Origin of the sequence: Marinomonas rhizomae, from assembly GCF_003315485.1 — a bacterium.
Taxonomy (GTDB): domain Bacteria; phylum Pseudomonadota; class Gammaproteobacteria; order Pseudomonadales; family Marinomonadaceae; genus Marinomonas; species Marinomonas rhizomae.
Map to the genome: position 1 here is coordinate 39,782 of NZ_QNSE01000008.1, position 20,194 is coordinate 59,975.

Annotated in this window: 19 protein-coding genes; all 19 read left to right on the forward strand. The window is 42.0% G+C overall.

Going from position 1 to position 20,194, the window contains the following annotated elements:
- Nucleotides 1-46 precede the first annotated feature (46 nt).
- Nucleotides 47-373 (forward strand): thioredoxin TrxA, encoded by a 327-nt coding sequence (gene trxA / locus DFP80_RS11280; protein WP_012071251.1) that lies wholly within the window; start codon nt 47-49, stop codon nt 371-373.
- A gap of 273 nt (nt 374-646) precedes the next feature.
- Entirely contained in the window at nt 647-1,039 is a 393-nt protein-coding gene (gene flgB, locus DFP80_RS11285) for a flagellar basal body rod protein FlgB (protein ID WP_113917099.1), read from the forward strand.
- A gap of 5 nt (nt 1,040-1,044) precedes the next feature.
- Nucleotides 1,045-1,494 (forward strand): flagellar basal body rod protein FlgC, encoded by a 450-nt coding sequence (gene flgC, locus DFP80_RS11290; RefSeq protein ID WP_113916903.1) that lies wholly within the window; start codon nt 1,045-1,047, stop codon nt 1,492-1,494.
- Nucleotides 1,495-1,504: 10 nt separating this feature from the next.
- Entirely contained in the window at nt 1,505-2,209 is a 705-nt protein-coding gene (locus DFP80_RS11295) for a flagellar hook assembly protein FlgD (protein WP_113916904.1), read from the forward strand.
- 12 nt (nt 2,210-2,221) lie between these two features.
- A complete protein-coding gene (locus DFP80_RS11300) occupies nt 2,222-3,919 on the forward strand; it encodes a flagellar hook-basal body complex protein (protein WP_113916905.1) in 1,698 nt (565 codons plus the stop codon).
- A gap of 140 nt (nt 3,920-4,059) precedes the next feature.
- A complete protein-coding gene (flgF, locus tag DFP80_RS11305) occupies nt 4,060-4,803 on the forward strand; it encodes a flagellar basal-body rod protein FlgF (RefSeq protein WP_113916906.1) in 744 nt (247 codons plus the stop codon).
- Between the two features lie 62 nt (nt 4,804-4,865).
- A complete protein-coding gene (gene flgG / locus DFP80_RS11310) occupies nt 4,866-5,651 on the forward strand; it encodes a flagellar basal-body rod protein FlgG (RefSeq protein WP_113916907.1) in 786 nt (261 codons plus the stop codon).
- A gap of 13 nt (nt 5,652-5,664) precedes the next feature.
- Nucleotides 5,665-6,522, forward strand: a complete 858-nt coding sequence (locus DFP80_RS11315; RefSeq protein ID WP_113916908.1) for a flagellar basal body L-ring protein FlgH — start codon at nt 5,665-5,667, stop codon at nt 6,520-6,522.
- 49 nt (nt 6,523-6,571) lie between these two features.
- Complete coding sequence (locus DFP80_RS11320; RefSeq protein WP_113916909.1) at nt 6,572-7,660, forward strand: flagellar basal body P-ring protein FlgI; 1,089 nt, start codon at nt 6,572-6,574, stop codon at nt 7,658-7,660.
- An 8-nt stretch (nt 7,661-7,668) separates the two neighbouring features.
- Nucleotides 7,669-8,655, forward strand: a complete 987-nt coding sequence (flgJ, locus tag DFP80_RS11325; RefSeq protein ID WP_113916910.1) for a flagellar assembly peptidoglycan hydrolase FlgJ — start codon at nt 7,669-7,671, stop codon at nt 8,653-8,655.
- Between the two features lie 99 nt (nt 8,656-8,754).
- Nucleotides 8,755-10,731, forward strand: a complete 1,977-nt coding sequence (flgK, locus tag DFP80_RS11330) for a flagellar hook-associated protein FlgK (protein ID WP_113916911.1) — start codon at nt 8,755-8,757, stop codon at nt 10,729-10,731.
- Between the two features lie 4 nt (nt 10,732-10,735).
- The gene (flgL, locus tag DFP80_RS11335; protein ID WP_113916912.1) at nt 10,736-12,046 is read left to right on the forward strand and encodes a flagellar hook-associated protein FlgL; all 1,311 of its coding nucleotides are present in this window, start codon (nt 10,736-10,738) and stop codon (nt 12,044-12,046) included.
- Between the two features lie 22 nt (nt 12,047-12,068).
- A complete protein-coding gene (locus tag DFP80_RS11340) occupies nt 12,069-13,625 on the forward strand; it encodes an HD-GYP domain-containing protein (protein ID WP_113916913.1) in 1,557 nt (518 codons plus the stop codon).
- A gap of 347 nt (nt 13,626-13,972) precedes the next feature.
- Entirely contained in the window at nt 13,973-14,857 is an 885-nt protein-coding gene (locus DFP80_RS11345) for a flagellin N-terminal helical domain-containing protein (protein WP_113916914.1), read from the forward strand.
- 1,318 nt (nt 14,858-16,175) lie between these two features.
- Nucleotides 16,176-16,385, forward strand: a complete 210-nt coding sequence (locus DFP80_RS20575; protein ID WP_147243849.1) for a hypothetical protein — start codon at nt 16,176-16,178, stop codon at nt 16,383-16,385.
- Between the two features lie 68 nt (nt 16,386-16,453).
- The gene (locus tag DFP80_RS20675) at nt 16,454-16,609 is read left to right on the forward strand and encodes a hypothetical protein (RefSeq protein WP_158601354.1); all 156 of its coding nucleotides are present in this window, start codon (nt 16,454-16,456) and stop codon (nt 16,607-16,609) included.
- A gap of 461 nt (nt 16,610-17,070) precedes the next feature.
- Nucleotides 17,071-17,955, forward strand: a complete 885-nt coding sequence (locus DFP80_RS11350) for a flagellin N-terminal helical domain-containing protein (RefSeq protein ID WP_113916915.1) — start codon at nt 17,071-17,073, stop codon at nt 17,953-17,955.
- Between the two features lie 63 nt (nt 17,956-18,018).
- Nucleotides 18,019-18,441, forward strand: coding sequence for a flagellar protein FlaG (locus DFP80_RS11355; RefSeq protein WP_113916916.1), 423 nt, complete (start codon nt 18,019-18,021; stop codon nt 18,439-18,441).
- A 39-nt stretch (nt 18,442-18,480) separates the two neighbouring features.
- Nucleotides 18,481-20,160: a flagellar filament capping protein FliD gene (gene fliD, locus DFP80_RS11360; protein ID WP_113916917.1), complete on the forward strand. Its 1,680-nt coding sequence runs from the start codon at nt 18,481-18,483 to the stop codon at nt 20,158-20,160.
- The last annotated feature ends 34 nt before the right edge of the window (nt 20,161-20,194 follow it).

Here is a 20,194-nt window from a genome sequence, read left to right on the forward strand (position 1 = left end):
CACTAGCCATATTCATTAGTTAAATATAGAGTTTTGAGGAATTATTATGAGTGAGAACACAATTCAAATCACTGATGCTCAATTTGCAGAAGAAGTGCTTAATTCAGAAATCCCTGTAATTGTAGATTTTTGGGCTCCATGGTGTGGACCTTGTAAAATGATTGCGCCTGTTTTGGAAGACGTTGCAGCAGAATACGCGGGCAAAGTAAAAGTTGTAAAACTTAACGTTGATGAAAACCAAGAAACAGCGCCTAAATACAATGTACGAGGTATCCCTACTTTGCTTATCGTTAAAGGTGGTGAAGTGGTAGCAACTAAAGTAGGTGCTGTGTCTAAATCTCAATTGGTAGATTTTGTAAACAGCGCAATCTAACGCCTGGGATTTATACCCTAGTTAGACTATTTTGATGTTATAAAAGCAGCCGACAGGCTGCTTTTTTTGTTTTTAACTTCCATCCTTATTTCTCCCTGTAGTTATCTTCTAATAAATTCATTAATAGTGGCTTCTCTTTCAGATATGCGTTGCCGCTTTTTGCCGTTTAGACTTTTTTGAAGTGTAAGCCATTGAAAAATAATATAAATATTTATTGGCATTATAATTGCTTTGTATTGTTCGTATAGATGATTAATGTTTTTTGAGGATCGAATGGCTATTTCTTTTGCAAGTGCATTTGCTGGACATGATAAGACGCTGGAGTTTCGCAGTGCGAGAGCGGCGGTCTTGGCAAATAATATTGCTAATGCTGACACCCCAAATTACAAGGCGAGAGATATTTCGTTCGATTCTCTTTTAGATAATGAAAGCAAAAAACTGCAGCTTGCTGGGTCAAATTCACGCCATATCTCTGGTGAAGGATTTTCTGGCGAGTCTGAGGGATTGTTATACCGAAATGCTAACCAGCCATCTTTGGATGGCAATACGGTTGATATGCAAAGAGAGCAAGCTGAATATGCTCAGAACTCATTGCAGTTTGATACAAGTTTTATGTTCTTGGATCGAAAAATTAACGGCATGAAAAAAGCGCTTACTGGGAATTAATTACGATGTCATTAAGTAATATTTTTACTATCTCTGGGTCTGCAATGAGTGCCCAAACTATTCGTTTGAATACGATTGCGAGCAATATGGCTAACGTAGACAGTGCGGCAAGCTCAGCAGATCAGACTTATCGTGCTCGTAAGCCCGTATTTTCACAGATGATGAATGACAGTATGCGTGAGTATGGTTGGAACAACGCAAACAAAGATGACACTGGTGCTGGTGTTGGGGTAAAAGTGGATGGCATTGTGGAATCTGATGCGCCTTTACAGCCGAGATATGAACCAGATCACCCAATGGCAAATGAAGAGGGTTACGTGTTTTATCCAAACGTAAATCCAATGGAAGAGATGGCCGATATGATGTCAGCGTCTCGTTCTTTTCAGACAAACGTAGAGATTATGAACTCAGCCAAAAGTATGATGCAGAAAATGCTCACGCTTGGGCAGTCATAGGAGCTGACAGATGGCAAATATATCTGACTCGAAAGGTCTTAATGGGCTTATTTCCCAATATGGGACAGAAGCGGCTAAGACAAAAGCTGGCATTGAAAAGCCAGAAGTTCCAAAAGATGAGGCTGCGCTTGCAGATCAGAATGTCTTTTTGAAGCTTTATATTGAGCAGCTTAAAGGGCAAGATCCGACGGCGCCACAAGATACTAATGATATGGTGGCGCAAATGTCTCAGTTTAGCTCTCTAGAGCGGCTGACTAGTATCTCTGATCAATTGGAAAACATGGCTACTTCGCTTACGTCTAATCAAGCACTTAGTGCTTCTACGCTAGTGGGTAAGTCTATATTGATGGATGGCAATAAAGCGAAAGTAACCGATGGATTGGAACCTGTACAAATAAGAACCGTCATTCCGGAAGATTCGCAAGTCGCTTCATTGAGAATATTTGATGCGGATAATCGTCTTGTCCGTACTGCCACTTTAAATTCGGGTGAGTACAAATGGGATAAGTTAGATGACGACGGAAATGTTTTGCCGCCAGGTGAATATCGCTTTGCCGCCTCGTCAGCTAATGATAAAGGCGAAATATCGGCGTTGAATACTCAGCTTCCTACGCGTATTCAAGGTGTCACCATTAATGGTGAAAATGGCACGGTTTTAAACGTGGAGAATCACGGAAAAATCAAACTTACGAATGAATTAGAAATATTAGGGTGATTGGAGAGTATTATGGGATTCAATACCGCACTGTCTGGCATTAAAGCGTCTGCCGATTATTTAAGTGTTACCGGTAATAATATTGCCAACGCCGATACAACGGGCTTTAAAAAGTCACGTATTGAATTTGATGATCTCTACAATACTAGCGTACTGGGGGCCGGAAGTGGCAACAGTATTGGCTCTGGTGTGAGTGTTAGTAAGGTTTCGCAAGAGTTTTCGGCGGGTAACTTGTCTTATACTGATAATAATCTAGATCTAGCGGTAGATGGCAGTGGTTTTTTTGTCCTTGATTCTGGCATTGCTCAATCCTATACCCGTGCAGGCAATTTTAAACTGGATGAAAATGGCTTTCTGGTAACTAATACTGGGAGTAATGTGCTGGGTTTTAACGCAGTAGATGGTGTTGTTGGTGGTAATTTAGAGGACTTAAAAGTCCCAACGGATCGTATTCCTCCCGAGCCAACTACGACGATGGGTTTAAAGGTGAATTTAGACTCAAAGAGTGAAGACATTCCAGCCTTTATTAAAGCAGACTTTGATCCGTTGAATCCGGATACTTATAACTATACGCAAACGCAAGGTGTTGTTGACGGTAACGGTAAAAATCACATCGTTACTTATTATTATGCGAAAAGTGAGTTGCCAAATACTTACAAAGTCCATGCCACTGTAGATGGTAACTTGACAGATGATACTGGTGCGGCATTTTTGGGTGAAACCTACGCAACTTATAATTCATCTGAAAGTGATACGGATTACAACGGTGATGGTACTAACGAACAGCCGTTTGAGCTTCTTTATATCGGTGCGACTGAACCTGGTGAGGCCGATATTGCGGCAGCGACTAAAGCTCCTTTAGCTGTGGCTGGAACATTAGGTGGTGTCGCGATTGCATCGGCGCTTGCTCCAACTGAAGTGCGTGAGCCTAGTGCTGTAGCTCGAGAAGCTTTTGATCCATTAGACCCTGATACTTATAATTACGGTAATACACGAACCGTTTTTGACTCTTTGGGTGAGGCTCATACAGTGGGTTATTACTTCATCAAACAAGGTGAAAACAATACCTATGAGCTGCGTGTAACAATGGATGGCGAAGAGAGCTATACAGATCCTTTGACAGGTGAAGATACGCGATATTTAGAAAAAAATACGACAGTCTCTTTTGATGCCGCTGGTAATTTGATGGGGGCTTATCGTGGGCTTCCTCCTTTTGGGGTAGCGCAGCCAATCACATTAGAAATTATGGGGATTGACCCAACTAATCGTGGGCAAATCACACCGTTGGATCTAACTGGATCGACGCAGTTTGCATTAAATAATACTGATAATTTTGAGCAGAACGGTTTTTCTGCTGGTGAGCTGCAAGGTGTATCGTTTGATAGTGATGGCTTCTTGATGGCCAATTACACCAATCAACAAACGGCAACACTTGGCCAGATTGCCTTGGCAACCTTTGACAGTACTGACGGTCTTATGCCGTCAGGGCACACTTCTTGGTTGGCTAGTAAGGGTTCTGGACCTGCTGATATAGGTCGTCCAAACACAGGGACATTTGGCAAAGTTCAAGGGGGAGCGTTAGAGGAGTCTAACGTTGACCTTACGTCTGAATTGGTTGCGCTTATTGAGGCGCAGCGTAATTACCAAGCAAACAGTAAGACATTAGAAACAGAAAACACGGTTACTCAGACGATAATTAACCTACGCTAATTTTCTGGAGAGAGAAGATTTGATGCCGGAACAGCTTTGCTGTTTCGGCTTTTTTTTTGCCTTTTTTATTGTTTTTATAAGTTGGTACGTTTTTTGATAGTAGTTACCCTAGTTATGTAAATTCTTCTGGGAGAATTGTAGTGGATAAGGCCTTATATTTAGCAATGAGTGGTGGTGTGCAAACCATGAATGCTCAAACAATACACGCTAACAATCTGGCAAACGTTAGTACAACTGGTTTTCGATCTGACTTCGAACAGGCTCGTTCTATGCAAGTGTATGGTGATTACCATCCGAGTCGTGTTTATGCGATGACAGAGAATCCAGCGACACGCTATACGCAAGGTGACATGATACAAACAGGTAGAAACCTAGATGTTGCGGTTGCAGGAGAAGGTTTTATTGCTGTTTATGATGAAAGTGGTCAAGAGGCTTACACTCGAGCGGGTGATTTTCAAATTAATGCTGCAGGGCAGCTAGTGACAGGAAGAGGTTTGCCTGTTGCCGGTGTCGCGGGGCCTATTTTTTTGCCGCCTTCCGATAGTATTAATATTACGGCTGACGGATCTATTTCTATTGTTCCTCAAGGTGGTGCCAATAATGAAGTGGCGGTGCTTAATCAGATTAAACTAGTGAACCCCGATAAACAAAACTTACGCAAAGAAGAAGACGGCTTAATCCATACCCGTGATGGGCAGGTAATGGAGGCCGATCCCAATGTTCAATTGGTAAGTGGTTTTATCGAAGGAAGTAATGTAAACGCGGTTGAAGAGATGACGCACATTATGAATTTGGCCCGTCGTTTCGAAATGAATGTGAAAATGATGGATTCTATCCGAGACAACGCAGATTCTTCTGCCCGTATTTTACAGCGAACATCTTGATCTCGGTCTGATATTGCATAACAAATAGCGTAAAGAATAACGGAATTAAATGAGAGGCTTTTATGAATTCGGCATTATGGGTTAGTAAAACCGGTTTAAGTGCGATGGATAAACAATTAAACGTCGTAGCCAACAACTTGGCAAACGTTTCGACGACTGCATTTAAAAAAGACAGAGCAGTGTTTGAAGATCTTATGTATAAAACCGTGCGAGCACCAGGTGGCTTGAGTGCTCAAAATGCTGAGTTACCATCAGGTTTGCAGCTAGGTACTGGTGTTAAAGTTGGAGCAACACAAAAAGATTTCTCCAATGGCGACTACAATATGACGGATAGACAGCTTGATGTTGCTATTCAAGGTAAAGGTTTTTTACAGGTTTTACAGCCTGATGGAACGATTGCCTACACACGTGATGGAAGTCTTCAGCTTAATAGTCAGGGACAGCTTGCTACATCTGGCGGTTTAGTGGTTGAGCCAGGGATTCAAATTGATCCAGATGCGATTGAAATTATGATTGCAGAAGATGGTATTGTGTCAGTCCGTAAGAATGGTGATGCTGATGCTCAGCAAGTTGGTGCGATTAATATTGCTGGGTTTATTAATCCGACTGGCTTAAGTTCTGCTGGACAAAATATATTCACAGAGACAAATGCGAGTGGTCCTCCATTGGTAGGTGTGCCAGGTACCGACTCATTAGGTACTATCGCTCAAGGAATGCTTGAGGCGTCTAACGTGAACTCTATTGAGGAGTTGGTTAATATGATCACGACGCAACGAGCTTATGAAATGAATTCAAAAGTTATCGCGTCTGCGGATGGCATGATGAGCTTTGCAATACAGCAGTTATAGTGACGTGTGGAATATGATGAAGATTAAATTTGCATTTTTAGTGGCTTTTAGCGCTTGTTTGTCTGGTTGTCTTTCTTGGGACGTTAACCAGCAAGCTGTTGCTAATGCGGCCGCCGCGGGGGCAGCCGCAGCGGCAACGGATGCGGTTATTGACGCGGTCACTGATGATGACGATGATGCTGAAGAGTCTGAAGAGTCTCCATCAGATGTTCCACGAAAAGGGTTTGTACCAGACCCTAATGACCCATTAAATGGGCCAAATATAAGCCAATCTATTCAGTCAGATGACCCTTATTATGCGCCAGTGCATCCGAATGGTATGACGCCTTCGCAGGCTCCAACAGGTGGTATTTATCAGACGAGTATGGGGGACGTATTTTTTGGTGATCAGAAAGCCAGCAAAGTTGGTGATATCTTGACCATTAACTTGAATGAGACCACAACCTCGACTAAGGCGAATGCGGCAACGGTTTCCAAGTCTTCTTCAGCAACCATCGAAAATCCGACGATATTAGGGCAAGAGTTGAAGGTCGATACAACACTTCCTCAACAAGGGACAGATTTTTCTGGGAACGCCTCAGCGAACCAAAATAATAGTTTAAGTGGTACGATATCAGTAACTGTATATAAAGCGTATCCAAATGGTTTGTTGGCGGTACGAGGGGAGAAATGGCTACGCTTAAATCAAGGTGACGAATACATTCGTTTCTCTGGGGTAGTTCGTAAACAAGATATTTCACCAAATAACACGGTAGAATCTGAACGCGTTGCTGACGCGAGAATTACGTATTCTGGTACTGGTGATGTCGCAGCTGGAAGTGAGCAGGGCTGGGTAAGTCGCTTGCTTAACTCCAGTGATATGCCTTATTAATTTTATGATATAACAGCTGAGAGGTTTGCTCCTCTTAATAGGTGATGTGATGAAGCACATAGCGCTAATTGTCTTATACTTTTTGTCTTTTTCTGTTCAGGCTGAGCGCTTGAAGGACATTGCTAGTGTTCAGGGCGTCCGAGAAAACCAATTGTTTGGCTATGGCTTAGTGATTGGCCTTAATGGTACGGGTGACAGTACGGCTTTTACTAACCAGAGTTTTGCCAGTATGTTGTCTCGCTTTGGTGTTACCTTACCAGAAGGGGTTAACGCCACGTCTAAAAATGTCGCAGCGGTTTCTTTGACGGCTACTTTACCTGCGTTTTCTAAGCCTGGTCAAAAAATTGATGTCACCGTCTCGTCTATAGGTAATGCGAGTGCTTTACGTGGCGGGACTCTGCTTTTATCTACACTGAAAGGGGCCGATGGTGCTGTTTATGCGATAGCTCAAGGTAATTTAGTGGTTGGTGGATTGGGAGCAAATGGAGCCGATGGATCACGAACTTCAGGCAATGTCCCTACGGTTGGTCGTATCCCAAATGGTGCTAGTGTTGAGCGCATGGTTCCTAGTAGTTTTAATACTGGCGATACTTTGACATTCAACCTTAATCGTCCGGATTTCACGACAGCGAAGCAAGTCACTGATAAGATTAATAACCTTTTAGGCTCGGGGGTCGCGACGACGCTGGATGCGACGTCTATTCGGGTGTCTGCGCCACGAGATTCTAGTCAGCGTGTTACCTACTTATCGATTCTTGAAAACCTTGAAGTTGAAGTGGCTGAAGAGCGTGCACGCATCGTGGTTAACTCTCGTACCGGGACTATTATTATTGGTCAGCACGTCAAGGTGTCCCCCGCGGCGATCACTCATGGTAGTTTGACGGTGACTATTAAGGAGGTGCCACCGGTTGTCGGAAAAGACGGCACAGTTACTGGGGGGGAGACGATTGTATCGCCTCGTGAAGGTATTGAAATCGCACCAAACAGCGGTCATATGTTTGTGTTTGATCCAGGCGCCTCGCTGAATGATATTGTTCGCGCCGTAAATCAAGTCGGTGCAGCACCAGGGGATGTTATGGCGATTTTAGAAGGCTTGAAACAAGCTGGTGCGATTAATGCTGACTTAGTTGTCATATAGGTTTGGTTATGAATTCAGTATCGCCAAAGCAAGATTTTTTCGCGGATTTTTCTACGCTAACGGATTTAAAGACTAAGGCTCAAAAAGATCCTGATGCCGCATTAAAGGACGTTGCTCAGCAGTTTGAATCTATCTTTATCAATATGCTGTTGAAGAATATGCGCAGCACAAATGAAGCAATTGGCAGTGATTTGTTTTCCAGTGCACAGACTAAGCAATATCAAGAGATGATGGATTCTCAAATGTCGCAGAGTATGGCGCAGTCCGGTGGCATAGGTTTGTCCGACGCGCTTATTCGTCAATACCAAACTCAGCAGCAAGGTCGTATTAGTTCTCCTGAGGCGAAGGAGCGGGGTGATACGGATTTTCTGAATCAAGTTGTTAAACAAGACTTAGTTCGCATTCAAGCTTTGGCCCATCGAGCTTCTACTGAATTTATTCAAGCCGTTCAGCAGGAAACTCAGCAAAAACAACAGAATATTAACGAAGCCGGGGTGGTCGATACGCCTTCGGCTCTTTCTGTCGTGTTTGGGTCGCCCGATGAGTTTGTTAACAATCTATGGCCACATGCTCAACAGGCCGCGGAGAAGCTTGGTGTTAACCCCAAGGCAATATTGGCTCAGGCGGCTTTGGAAACTGGCTGGGGAAAATATCCGATTGCTAAAGAAGACGGCGCAGCTAGCTTTAATCTATTTGGTATCAAAGCGGATAATCGTTGGCAGGGCGATCGCGCTGTTGTTAATACATTAGAGTTTCGTGATGGCGTGGCAAAGCGCGAGAAAGCGGCGTTTCGTGCTTATGATTCTTTTTCACAAAGCTTTGATGATTATGCAAATTTTATTTCTTCCAGTGAGCGGTATAAAGATGCCTTGCAGGCTGGGGATGACGCGTCAATGTTTGCCGCTTCTTTGCAAAAAGGCGGGTATGCTACGGATCCTAAGTACTCTGAGAAAATTGAAAGCATCCTTTCTAGCAAGTGGTTTCAAGGCTTGTAATAATAAAATCACCTAATTCACACTGTTGGTAAAGTTTTTGCATTAATAGCCGATAGAGCTTAAAGGTTATTTCTGAAAAACGTGCTAGGGGTGTAGGCTATGGCCTCAAATTTATATTCAATTGGATTGTCTGGACTGCAGTCTAGTAATGCCCGTATTAATACTGCGGGGCAGAATACATCCAATGTGGATACTGAAGGCTACAGCCGTCAAAGAACTGACACCACTAGTTCACCTGTTGGAGGTGTTGTACTTCGTGATACATCGCGGCTTGTCGATAACTTTGTTAGCGCTCAAGTACGCTCCGACACTTCAGATTTTTCCTATTATGACACTTACCATTCGTTACTGACGATGTCAGATAGTCTACTTGCGGAAGACAGTGTTGCCTTGACGGGTTACCTTGATAAAGCGTTCAGTGCGTTGCAGGCGGCAAATAACGATCCAACCTCGCCCTCTTTAAGGCAATTGGCTCACTCCAGTTTGAATAACCTTGTTGATCAGTATAAAACGCTTTCCGGTATGGTATCGGATCAAGAAGACTTAGTTGATCAGCAGTTGTCATCATCGCTGACTGATATTAACGCTATCACCACGAAAATCTCGAACCTGAATGGTAAAATATTAAGAGAAGAAGGCTTGTCTATATCGCCTGCAAACGAGCTGCGAGATCAGCAAGAACTTTTAGTAAAGGATCTTTCCAAATATCTAGATGTTAACGCTCAGTTTAATGATAAAGGTTTGATGACAATTCAATTAGTGAATGGTCAGCCTTTAGTGATGGATCAAAAGACAACTGAGTTGAAGGCGCTTTCTAATCCTATGAATCCGAAAAAAATTGACTTAGTCGTCAGTTTTGGTGATTACAATGTTGGCTTAAAAACCGATAGTTTAGGCGGTAGTGTTGGAGGGTTGGTTGATTTTCGTTCAGAGTTTAGTGAGTATGCTGATCGTACTTTGGGCCAGCATGCTATTGCAATATCGGATGCTATGAACACTCAGAATGCGAAAGGTCTGGATGCAAATGGTGATTTTGGTAGGGACTTGTTTTCGCTGGGTGATATAGATATTTTTTCCAGTGCAGATAATATCCATAAACTTGCTGATATCTCCGTGAAAGTGTCAGCAGGTGAAGCTTCAAAAATCACGAAAGATACTTATGAACTTACTAGAACAGATGATGACCGGTTCGCTATCACAAAATACGATTTACATGGTAAATCAGTGGGGGCATCGACTGTTTTTGATCTTTCAAGCATGACACCTAATGCTAATGGTTATTACAAAATTGACGAATTGGGTTTAGATTTCAAAGTAGGCGATTTAAATTCTATTGATCAGGATGATGTCTTTCGTTTTACTCCAACGGCTGGTGCTGCTGCGAGTTTGAGTTTACATGCGAAAAATGGTGATGCTCTTGCATTGAGTGCGCCAGTTGGAGTGTCGACACATTCAGATAACCTATCCGATGCGAGAATCTCCCTGTCTTCAGTGACGAATACTCAACCAAACTCATCAGCATTTTCGTTAGATGGTTCTCTTTACCCAAGTGCGCCACATCAAATCTATTTTACCTCGCCAAGCTCCTATGTTGTCCGAGACGCATTTGGGGGGACTATCGCCTCTGTGGATAATGTACTTCAATATAGTAATTTGTTAGAGCAGGCTGGTTTGTCAGGAGAGGCAGGCTTTGATGTATCAGTTTCATCTAAGCCGCAGCAAGGCGATGAATTTTCTATTAGTACTGATAATTTGGGGCCGTCCGATAACTTTAATGGTATAGCACTTATTGATTTACAAAATCATTCATTGGTAGAGGGGAAGGCGAGTTTAACCAAAGCGTTCGCGGGTTTCGTTTCCTATGTTGGGACGAAGACAGCAGAAGCCGCGGGCCATGCAGAATCTAGTGAAGTTATTATGAATGACAGTGTTAAACGTCGTGATAGATTGTCAGCCGTTAGTCTTGATGAAGAGGCTGTGAACCTTTTGAAATACCAGCAATCTTATTCAGCTTCCGCTCAAGTGGTTACTGCTGCTCGTACCACGTTTGAGACATTGCTAGGGATTATGAGGTAAGTTTATGCGAGTGACGAATAATTTAATTTATGGTCAGTCGAGCAGAGCGATTGGTCAAGCTAATGAAAAAATTCTACATGCCCAAGAAAAAATATCGGCACAAACTGATATTGTTAAACCAAGTGATGACCCTGTTGGCGCTAGTCAAATACTGATGTATGAAGGCAATAATAATCGCCTTAAGCTTTTTGATGAGTCTATCAATATGGCAACCAGTAACCTAGAGTATCAAGAGGTCGCTTTAGAGAGCCTAAATGACTCTTTGGATGATGTTCGTACGCTGTTTATTCAAGCGCAGAATGATATCAATACTCAAGAAGATATTGATGCCATTGTTCAAGAAGTGGCTTTGATCACTGAGTCCATGGGCGAATTAATGAATTCGAAAAGTGCTGATGGGAACTATATTTTTGCCGGAACAGACACTCAAGGGCCGCCGTTTATATTAGATAGCCAAGGTCGCTATCAATGGGCAGGTAATGAGGGGCAAAAATACGCGCAAATATCAGAAGACATGAAAATTCCTGTTTCGGATTCGGGAAAGAAGCTCTTTCAGGATATTTGGACAAATCGAACTTTTACGACAGAAGTGTTAACGGGTGATGTGAAAATTTCAACTAAAGTTGCCAGTCAAGGAGATTTCAGCCAATTTATGGCAGATAACTATGACCCAGAAACCCCAGCATTAAATATCTTCCATTTAACGACGACGCCAATTATTGAAGATGGAGCCACACCGCCACCTGTTGACTCTACTAATCTTGGCTCAGATACAAAAGCAGATCAAGATAGACGCCGTGCTTTTGATGGTACGCCAGGTGCTTACAGTATTACCAATAGCCAGGGAGAGGTTGTTTCTTCTGGCTTATATACGGCAGGTAAGCCGATTGCTTTTGGTGGCATGTCCTTTCTTGTTAGAGGGGAGCCAGGAACAACCGCAGATGTAAGGTTAGATAAACCAAGACGAGACAATGTACTGAATGAAATTAATGATACTCTGGCGATCTTGAGTGATCGTAACTCGACGCACGAAGAACGAGAGCGATCTTTTTTTGATGCAACGACAAGTATTAATAATACTCAATTGAAAGTTGGCGAAGGTCGCTCTTCCGTTGGTGCTCGTTTAAATATTCTTCGTGATAGAGAAAACTTTAGTTCAGCGAATCAACTGTCGAATGCAGTGGCTCAAGATCGTGTTGGGGGATTGGATATCGCGGCAGCGGCAACGGAACTGTCTATGAAAGAGTCTGCACTCAGTGCTTCACAAAAAGTGTTTACTCGAATGAGTAATCTTTCTCTATTTAATAAAATGTAAGCTCTGGGATATAAGGTAAAAGATGTCAGTATTTAAAATAGAGTCTTGTTTTGGGGCTGATATCAATGTTGGGTATTTTGATATAGACGAAATACTAAGTATTTTAGAGATTAAAGATACCATCACTGCAAGCAAGCGCATAAAAAGCCTTATAAAATTGCATGGTCGAAAAGACCGAATTATCGGAGTTGCTATGCGTCAACTCGCCTTTGATGTGCTGCACCCGATGTTGGACTCTGAATTTCTACCTTATGATCCTTATTTTTCTGATGATAAGTTGCTAAATGGTCGTCGTGAGCGTCTATATGATGCGCAAGAGCGGTTGCTAATACTGTGTATGTCCATTGCCAGTGGTCGCTCAGTTAAAAGCCTTAAAAAACTGAACCCAGATCTAAATACTAAAGAGCTACGTAGTAAATATGGCCGAGGTCAAAGTCTCTTTCGCTATTTCAGACAAGAGTTAAACGAACATACGAGAGAGTATATCTTAAGCTACAAAGCTCGTATGGAAACAGGTGATAGCAAGAACGCCAATTTAAGTGCCTCAGCAAATAGCTCAGCAGAAGAAGGGGCTGAGCAGACGTCCGCGGTTAAACCAGCGCTCGTTAAGAAAGCCCCCGTAGAAAGTAAATTAATACCCACCTCGTTTGATGATGAAACTGTTACAGCGCTTAAAATATTCCAAGATGGATACTCTTTACTGTCTACTCAAGTAGAGCGTTTTAAACGTGGTGAAAAGCTAGAGATGTTGGAGCTGATGAAGTTTTGTCGCCGTCTTATTGAATCCCATAGTCGTAATAACTTTTCTTTGATGGCAATTCGCCATATAAAAGATGCTTCAATTTATTTAGAGCAGCATGCTATGGGGATGGCTGTGCTTGGTATTCATTTTGCCAAAGCAATGAAGCTGTCTAGTGCTTATGTGGAAGTGATTACGCTGGGCGCTTTATTGTTCGACTTGGGGCGGTTTCGCCTACCAATGGCGATGGTGACAAAAGCGACCAAAATGACGGATAGCGAATTTGATTTATTTCGTAAGCATATCCAGTTCGGAGAACAGATATTGCAAAAATGCGATGGCGTTCCTAAGGCTGTTTATCAAATGTTATCTGACCATCACGAAAAGATTGATGGCTCAGGTTACCCAGCTGGTAAGCAGGACTTGGAAATCTCAGTTTACGGAAAAATTGCGGCTATAATTGATGCCTATGATGCAATGACGTCAGAACAACCTCATAAACACTCTATGGGGCCAATTAAGGCGTGTCAGCAGATGCAAAAAGAATCTGGTTTAGCATTTGATAAACAGCTTCTTTCCGTATTCTTAAAAAGCATTGGTAGTATCCCTGTCGGGTCTTGTGTGCTGTTATCGAATGGTCGTATTGGTTTTGTTTTGACGTTAAATAAATCCTTTCAGCCCTCTTTGGTTCGTCAGGTCTACAGTATGACAAATAAGGCGTTTGTAGAAACGTCAGATATTGAATTAAATAAATCTGCGAATTTGAGAACAGAGGTAAGAATAGAGAAAGAAGTAGATCCTCAAACGTTTGGTTTGCAGTTTATTAATCATATATCTTAAGTTCACCGTTCACCGTTCACCGTTCACCGTTCACCGTTCACCGTTCACCGTTCACCGTTCACCTCATAGAAAAGATCTTTAGAGATCTATTTTTCTCTTTGAATTCCTTCTGAGTTTTAGGTTTTTTCGTCTTTTTTACTTTTATTCTTAAAGTTATTTGCATTGAGTTCGATAACTGTGAGTACCGCTTTTTTTGGGTTAAGAAAATGCAAAAAAATCAAAAAAAGTATAAAAAAATATTAAAGGTCAGCGCGAATGTGTCGATAACTTTAATAAGAGACAAAAACCAAATAACTAATTAAATCAAAAGGTTGTCTCGTTTTAAAAATGTTTTTAGGAGAGAAGAAATGGCTTTGTACGTAAATACTAATGTGTCCTCGCTGAATGCTCAGCGACTACTTTCAAACTCTAGTCGTGACCTTGATACGGCATACCAACGCTTGTCATCTGGTCGTCGAATTAACAGTGCAGCAGATGATGCAGCAGGTCTTCAAATTTCCGATCGTTTGACGTCTCAGATTAATGGTTTGAACCAATCTGTACGAAACGCAAACGATGGTATTTCTTTAGCTCAAACAGCTGAAGGAGCCTTGGACGAAACCACAAGCATGCTACAGCGTATGCGTACTTTGTCCATTCAGGCTGCAAACGGTTCAAACTCAGATAAAGATCGTGTCGCTCTTCAACAAGAAATGGCGCAATTATCTGAAGAGATTAACCGTGTCGCATCAACCACAACATTTGGTGGTGCCAATTTACTAGATGGTACTTACCAAGGTCTTTTCCAGGTTGGTGCCGATGCAAATCAAACGATCAGTTTTACGCTGGAGTTTGGTGGCGCAAATAATTCGATTGATTATCAGGCCAATAATGGTTTTACCATGTCTGGATTGTCTAATCAGGCTCAAGCACAAGTAGATGTTAATACTGCATCAGTATCAACTATAGTCAATGCTCAATCTATGATTGGGATTATTGATGACATGATCTCTGCGGTGGATTTTAAGCGGGCTGAGCTTGGTGCGGTACAAAACCGATTTAGTTCAACTATTACTAACTTGAGTAATATCTCTGAAAACGTATCGGCTGCACGTGCACGTGTGCGAGATGCTGACTTTGCTCAAGAGACGGCAAATTTAACTAGTACGCAAATTCTGCAACAGGCGAGTAGTACTATCTTGGCTCAAGCGAATCAGCGTCCTCAGACTGCTCTTTCTCTATTGGGTAATTAATTTATATAAAACAGCATGATGTGAAGCGGCACTAGACTGCAGCTTTTACAAAAGGTTCGAGTTTTTCTCGGAAAATGGGCTACTTCTCTCTCCTAGAGGTGCCTCTTATGCCGGGTGATTTTTTCACCCGGCTTTTTTTTGCCTAAATTACATGATTTATAACTGTTTTTAGCGGTTTGGGGAGAGGGAGTTGACTGCTTTGAGGCTTATGTCAAAGGCGATTGTTGGGCAATTCAGTGATTGTTATGCCGTTTTGTTCTTGGTTGGCTTCGAGATGAGCTTTATTTATCAGTCACTTTGTTAGGTTGAGATCGCTTCTTAAGGGGCTTTGATTACAGCTTCATAAGTGTATCTCTTGGTTTTTTTAGACAGCACAGCTGCGCCTTTTTCCGGCTGAGTTAGTTAATGGGTTAAGTGCTTTGGTATTGAGGAAGAACAATTGAAAGCAGGGTCTTTTTGAGCATTTTACTTGGATTTCAGCGATGAGCTGGGCGGTTATTTATCGGCTGAAAAGTCAGAGTGCTGACGGTATTCCTGCGGGTAAAAAAGTAGAGCCAGCGAATGATTGATTGGGTGGCAAGAAAAGATTGGATTGGATTTTTTGAACGGCACAGCTGCGTCTTTTTCCGGCTGAATCAGTTAATACGTTAAGTGCTTTGATATTGAGGATTAGCGATTGAAAGTAGGGTCTTTTTGAGCATTTTACTTGGATTTCAGCGATGAGCTGGGCGGCTATTTATCGGCTAAAAAGTCAGTGTGTTGACGGTATTCCTGCGGGTAAAAAAGTAGAGCCAGCGAATGATTGATTGGGTGGCAAGAAAAGATTGGATTGGATTTTTTGAACGGCACAGCTGCGTCTTTTTCCGGCTGGGTTAGTTAATGGGTTAAGTACTTTGGTATTGAGGAAGAGCAATTGAAAGCAGGGTCTTTTTGAGCATTTTACTTGGATTTCAGCGATGAGCTGGGCGGCTATTTATCGGCTAAAAAGTCAGTGTGTTGACGTCCCTGTGGGTGGGAAGAAAAGATTGGATTGGATTCTTTGAACGGCACAGCTGCGTCTTTTTCCGGCTGAATCAGTTAATACGTTAAGTGCTTTGATATTGAGGATTAGCGATTGAAAGTAGGGTCTTTTTGAGCATTTTACTTGGATTTCAGCGATGAGCTGGGCGGCTATTTGTCGGCTGAAAAGTCAGTGTGTTGACGGTATCCCTGTAGGTGGCAAGAAAAGATTGGATTGGATTCTTTGAACGGCACAGCTGCGTCTTTTTCCGGCTGAGTCAATTAATACGTTAAATACCTTGATATTGAGGAATAGCGATTGAAAGTAGGGTCTTTTGAATATTTCACTTGGATTTCAGCGATGAGCTGGGCAGCTATTTATCGGCCGAGAAATCAGTGTGCTGCCGGTATCCCTGCGGGTGAAAAAGTAGAGCCAGTAACGGGTTTGGTTGGCAAGGAAAGTATTGAAGTTGATTTTTTTGAACGGCACAGCTGCGTCTTTTTCCGGCTGAGTCAGTTAATGCGTTAAGAGCTTTGAAATTGAGGAAAAGCGATTGAAGGCAGGGGCTTTTTGAACATTTTACTTGGATTTCAGTCATGAGTTGGGTGGCTATTTATCGACCGAAAAGTCAGAGTGCTGACGGTATCACTGTGGGTGAAAAAGAGCGAATAGATGAAGTAATAAACAGCAAAAGGTGGATGGTGTTTTTTGTTGTGCAGCATAACTTTGCATTCTTTAAAACCATTGGTTAGAGGATTGAGCAAGATTGTTCAAAGTGATGGTTGATTTCTTTAGAGAAAAACTAAGGTGATGTAAGTGTTTTTTGTTTTTTTTGCGGCAGTTAATGGGCTGTTTTTTTAAGATCGCGCCTCATTTGTGGTAGTGGTTTGCCGTCTTTGGAGTTCTAGATGGCAAAGACTTTTTTGAGCTTTGTCAGTTTTTAGCAATGTCAGAGTTTGATAGGCGCTTTTATTGTGTTTTTTTTGTGTTTTTGTATGAAAAATACGCAAAAAGACAAGAAAGTCACAAAAAAATTTAATTGTTTTAAATTTAGTTAAAACAATTAGTTAGGCATTTAATTGCCGCTTTTGAGGATGTATTTTTCCACCTTTAGGAAAAAGAATTCCGAAATTGACTAAAGGTTTTCAAATTCTTGTCGAAAACCTTATACGATCTGCTTTTTTGCAGGATTTAATAAAACTAGGAGGCTATGATGGCTCTTTATGTAAATACAAATACTTCATCTTTAAGTGCACAGCGCCAGCTAATGGGTTCTGCTAAATCTTTGGATACATCTTTCGAACGTTTGTCTTCTGGTTTGCGTATTAACAGCGCTTCCGATGATGCGGCAGGTCTACTTATCTCTAACCGTTTAACTTCTCAGGTAAATGGCTTGAATCAGTCTGTTCGTAACGCGAATGACGGTATTTCTTTGTCTCAAACGGCAGAGGGCGCATTGGATGAAACAACAAACATGTTGCAACGTATGCGTACGCTATCTATCCAGGCTTCAAATGGTTCTAACTCAGATAAAGACCGTGCAGCACTACAACAAGAAGTTAGTCAGCTATCTACAGAGATTAACCGTATCGCATCGGATACAACCTTTGGTGGCGAGAATTTATTGGATGGTACTTATACTGGTATTTTCCAAGTAGGTGCAGACTCTAACCAAACTATCAGCTTTAACCTAACGGATGGTGGTGTTAACAACACTATCGATTACGCAGGTAATGGTGGTTTTACTATGTCAGGTCTGTCTGGTAGTGCAGCGACTGCTCAGGTTGACGTATCCACTGCTTCTGTTTCTACTGTGACAAACGCTCAAAGTATGATTGATGTACTAGATACTATGATTTCTGCAGTTGATTCAAAACGTGCTGAATTGGGTGCAATTCAAAACCGTTTTGGCTCTACCATTAGTAACTTGAGTAACATTACTGAAAACGTATCATCTGCTCGTTCTCGTGTACGTGATGCTGATTTCGCGGAAGAAACTGCTAAGCTAACAAGTCAGCAAATTCTTCAGCAAGCAAGTTCATCTATCTTGGCACAAGCAAACCAACGTCCACAAACTGCTTTGTCGCTTTTGGGCTAAAATTAGTGGTAGCGGAAAGCTGGGACACTGTCCCGGCTTTTGTCTACTTGGAGGAACTCTGATATGTCTATTAATGCCAGTGATTTTTCTAAGCAGGGTCTTAATTACTCTTTAAAGCCAGAGCAACGTGCAGTCGAAGATTTTGCCGCATTACGTCAAGCCAACGCTAAAGCTGTACAGAATACCGCCGATACGAGCAAAGCTGATAGAGACAATAGAGATTCCCAGCACTTTAATTCTTCTGCAAACGTTGAGCCGCGTGATGTCGATGTCATGAATCAGAAAATGTCTCAACTTAATGTGCATTTAACCTTTGAAATGACGGAAGACAGAGCGCAAAATATCGTTAAAGTCTTGGATCAGACAACGGGAGATGTGGTTCGCCAAATTCCTACCGAAGAGTTTCTTAAAATGTCTGATAGAATTGATGCTATTATGAGCCAACTAAGTGATATCAAGGGAACCTTGGTAAACAGTGAGGTTTAAATAGATCATAGATAATGTGAAGTGTCAGGAGATAAAGTTATGTCGGTAGGCTCATTAGGCGCAGGGTCGGGTTTAGATCTAGAGTCGCTTGTAAAACAAATGGTGAGTGCTCAAAAAGACGCTAAAGTTAAACTTTATCAAGATAAAATTGATGGATATGAAGCTGAATTATCTGCATTGGGTAAAGTTGGCTCTGCTATCGATAATTTTAAGTCTTCTGTCAAGGCTCTCAATGACGACGAGCTTTTTACTGGGCGTGATGCGAAAATCGCCCAAACAGAAGGTGAAGAAGTGATTGCTATTACTACCGATAGTACCGCTTCAAATGGCTCTTATGCTGTTGATGTTAATCAACTGGCTAAAGGCAGCCGTGTCATGTCTGCACCAGGCACCTTTTCTTCTGCGGATGACGTGGTTACAAAAAAGGATGCGCAACTTACCTTCAAAGCTGGCAGTAACGAATTCTCCCTTTCTGTTGCTGGTGGTACAACCTTATCTGAGCTACGCAACCAAATTAATACGTCAGAAGAAAATTTTGGTGTATCTGCTAATTTGGTTGACGATGGTAGCGGCAATCTATTTTTTACCGCTACTTCTTCTATCGAAGGTGCTGGCAATACCCTTAAAATCATTAACTCCTCAGCGGTGACCGATGCTGATGGCAATCCTGTCGTTGATACTTCTGTAGAAGAGCCTGAAGAGGTTGTTGAAGATGTTCCAGTTGATGAACCTAGTATCGATGATCCAGTCGAAGACGCTCCAGCTGACGAAGTTGATGAGTTGGATATAGAGGGTGATGATTATGACTTTGCAAACGATGGTTCTATTCCTGCGGACGAAGCAAAAAATATAGCGGATGTTGAGGAAGACAATGACGCTGTTGTTGCTCCTGAGGACACAGAGTCAGACTCAACGCTAGATGATGAGTCTGAAATTATTGCTGCCGCGACGATGGAAAAAAATACATCTTCTACTTTGGATAATTTAACAACGGAAGGTGTATTTGCTGGTTTATATACACCCTTAGGTGATGAAGCCCGTGACGCGGTTATTACTGTTGATGGTATTCAGATCCGCAATGATACAAATACGTTCGATGATGCTGTTGCGGGTTTATCTATTGAGGCTCTAGCGCCAACGGATAAAACCACCAAAGTAGATATCAGCTTCGATCAAAAAACAGTACAAGAAACGATCAAAGAATTTATTGACTCCTATAATGATATTGTTGGGATGCTTCAAGCAAGCTCTGACAAAGGTGCTGTTCTAAACGGTAACAGTATGATTCGAAACTTGCAGTCTTCTTTGTCAACTCAGTTAATGAGTAGTCATGGTAGCTCTGGAACCTTTACTTCCATTTTTGATTTAGGTGTGAAAATGGATAATAAAGGGCAGTTAAGTTTCAATGATGCTAAGTTTAATGAGGCGATGAAAAGGGGATATAGTGAAATTGCCCCTTTGATTTCAGGTGAGAATGGCTTAGCTCAGTCGCTGGAAAACTTATTAGATAACTACACCGGTTCAGGTGGCATGACAAATTCATTAAAGGATTCGGTTCGTCGGTCGATAGATAATACAGAGGGAACGCTAGAGGCTTATGAAGACCGTATGGTTAAGTATGAAGAGTCGCTTCGTTCTAAGTTTACAAGTTTAGATTCACGTTTGGCAGAAATGAACTCCCAAGGTGGTTATTTGAACTCTGTATTATCAAAAATGTAACTGTTTTAAATTGTAATACGTATTAATGGGGTTG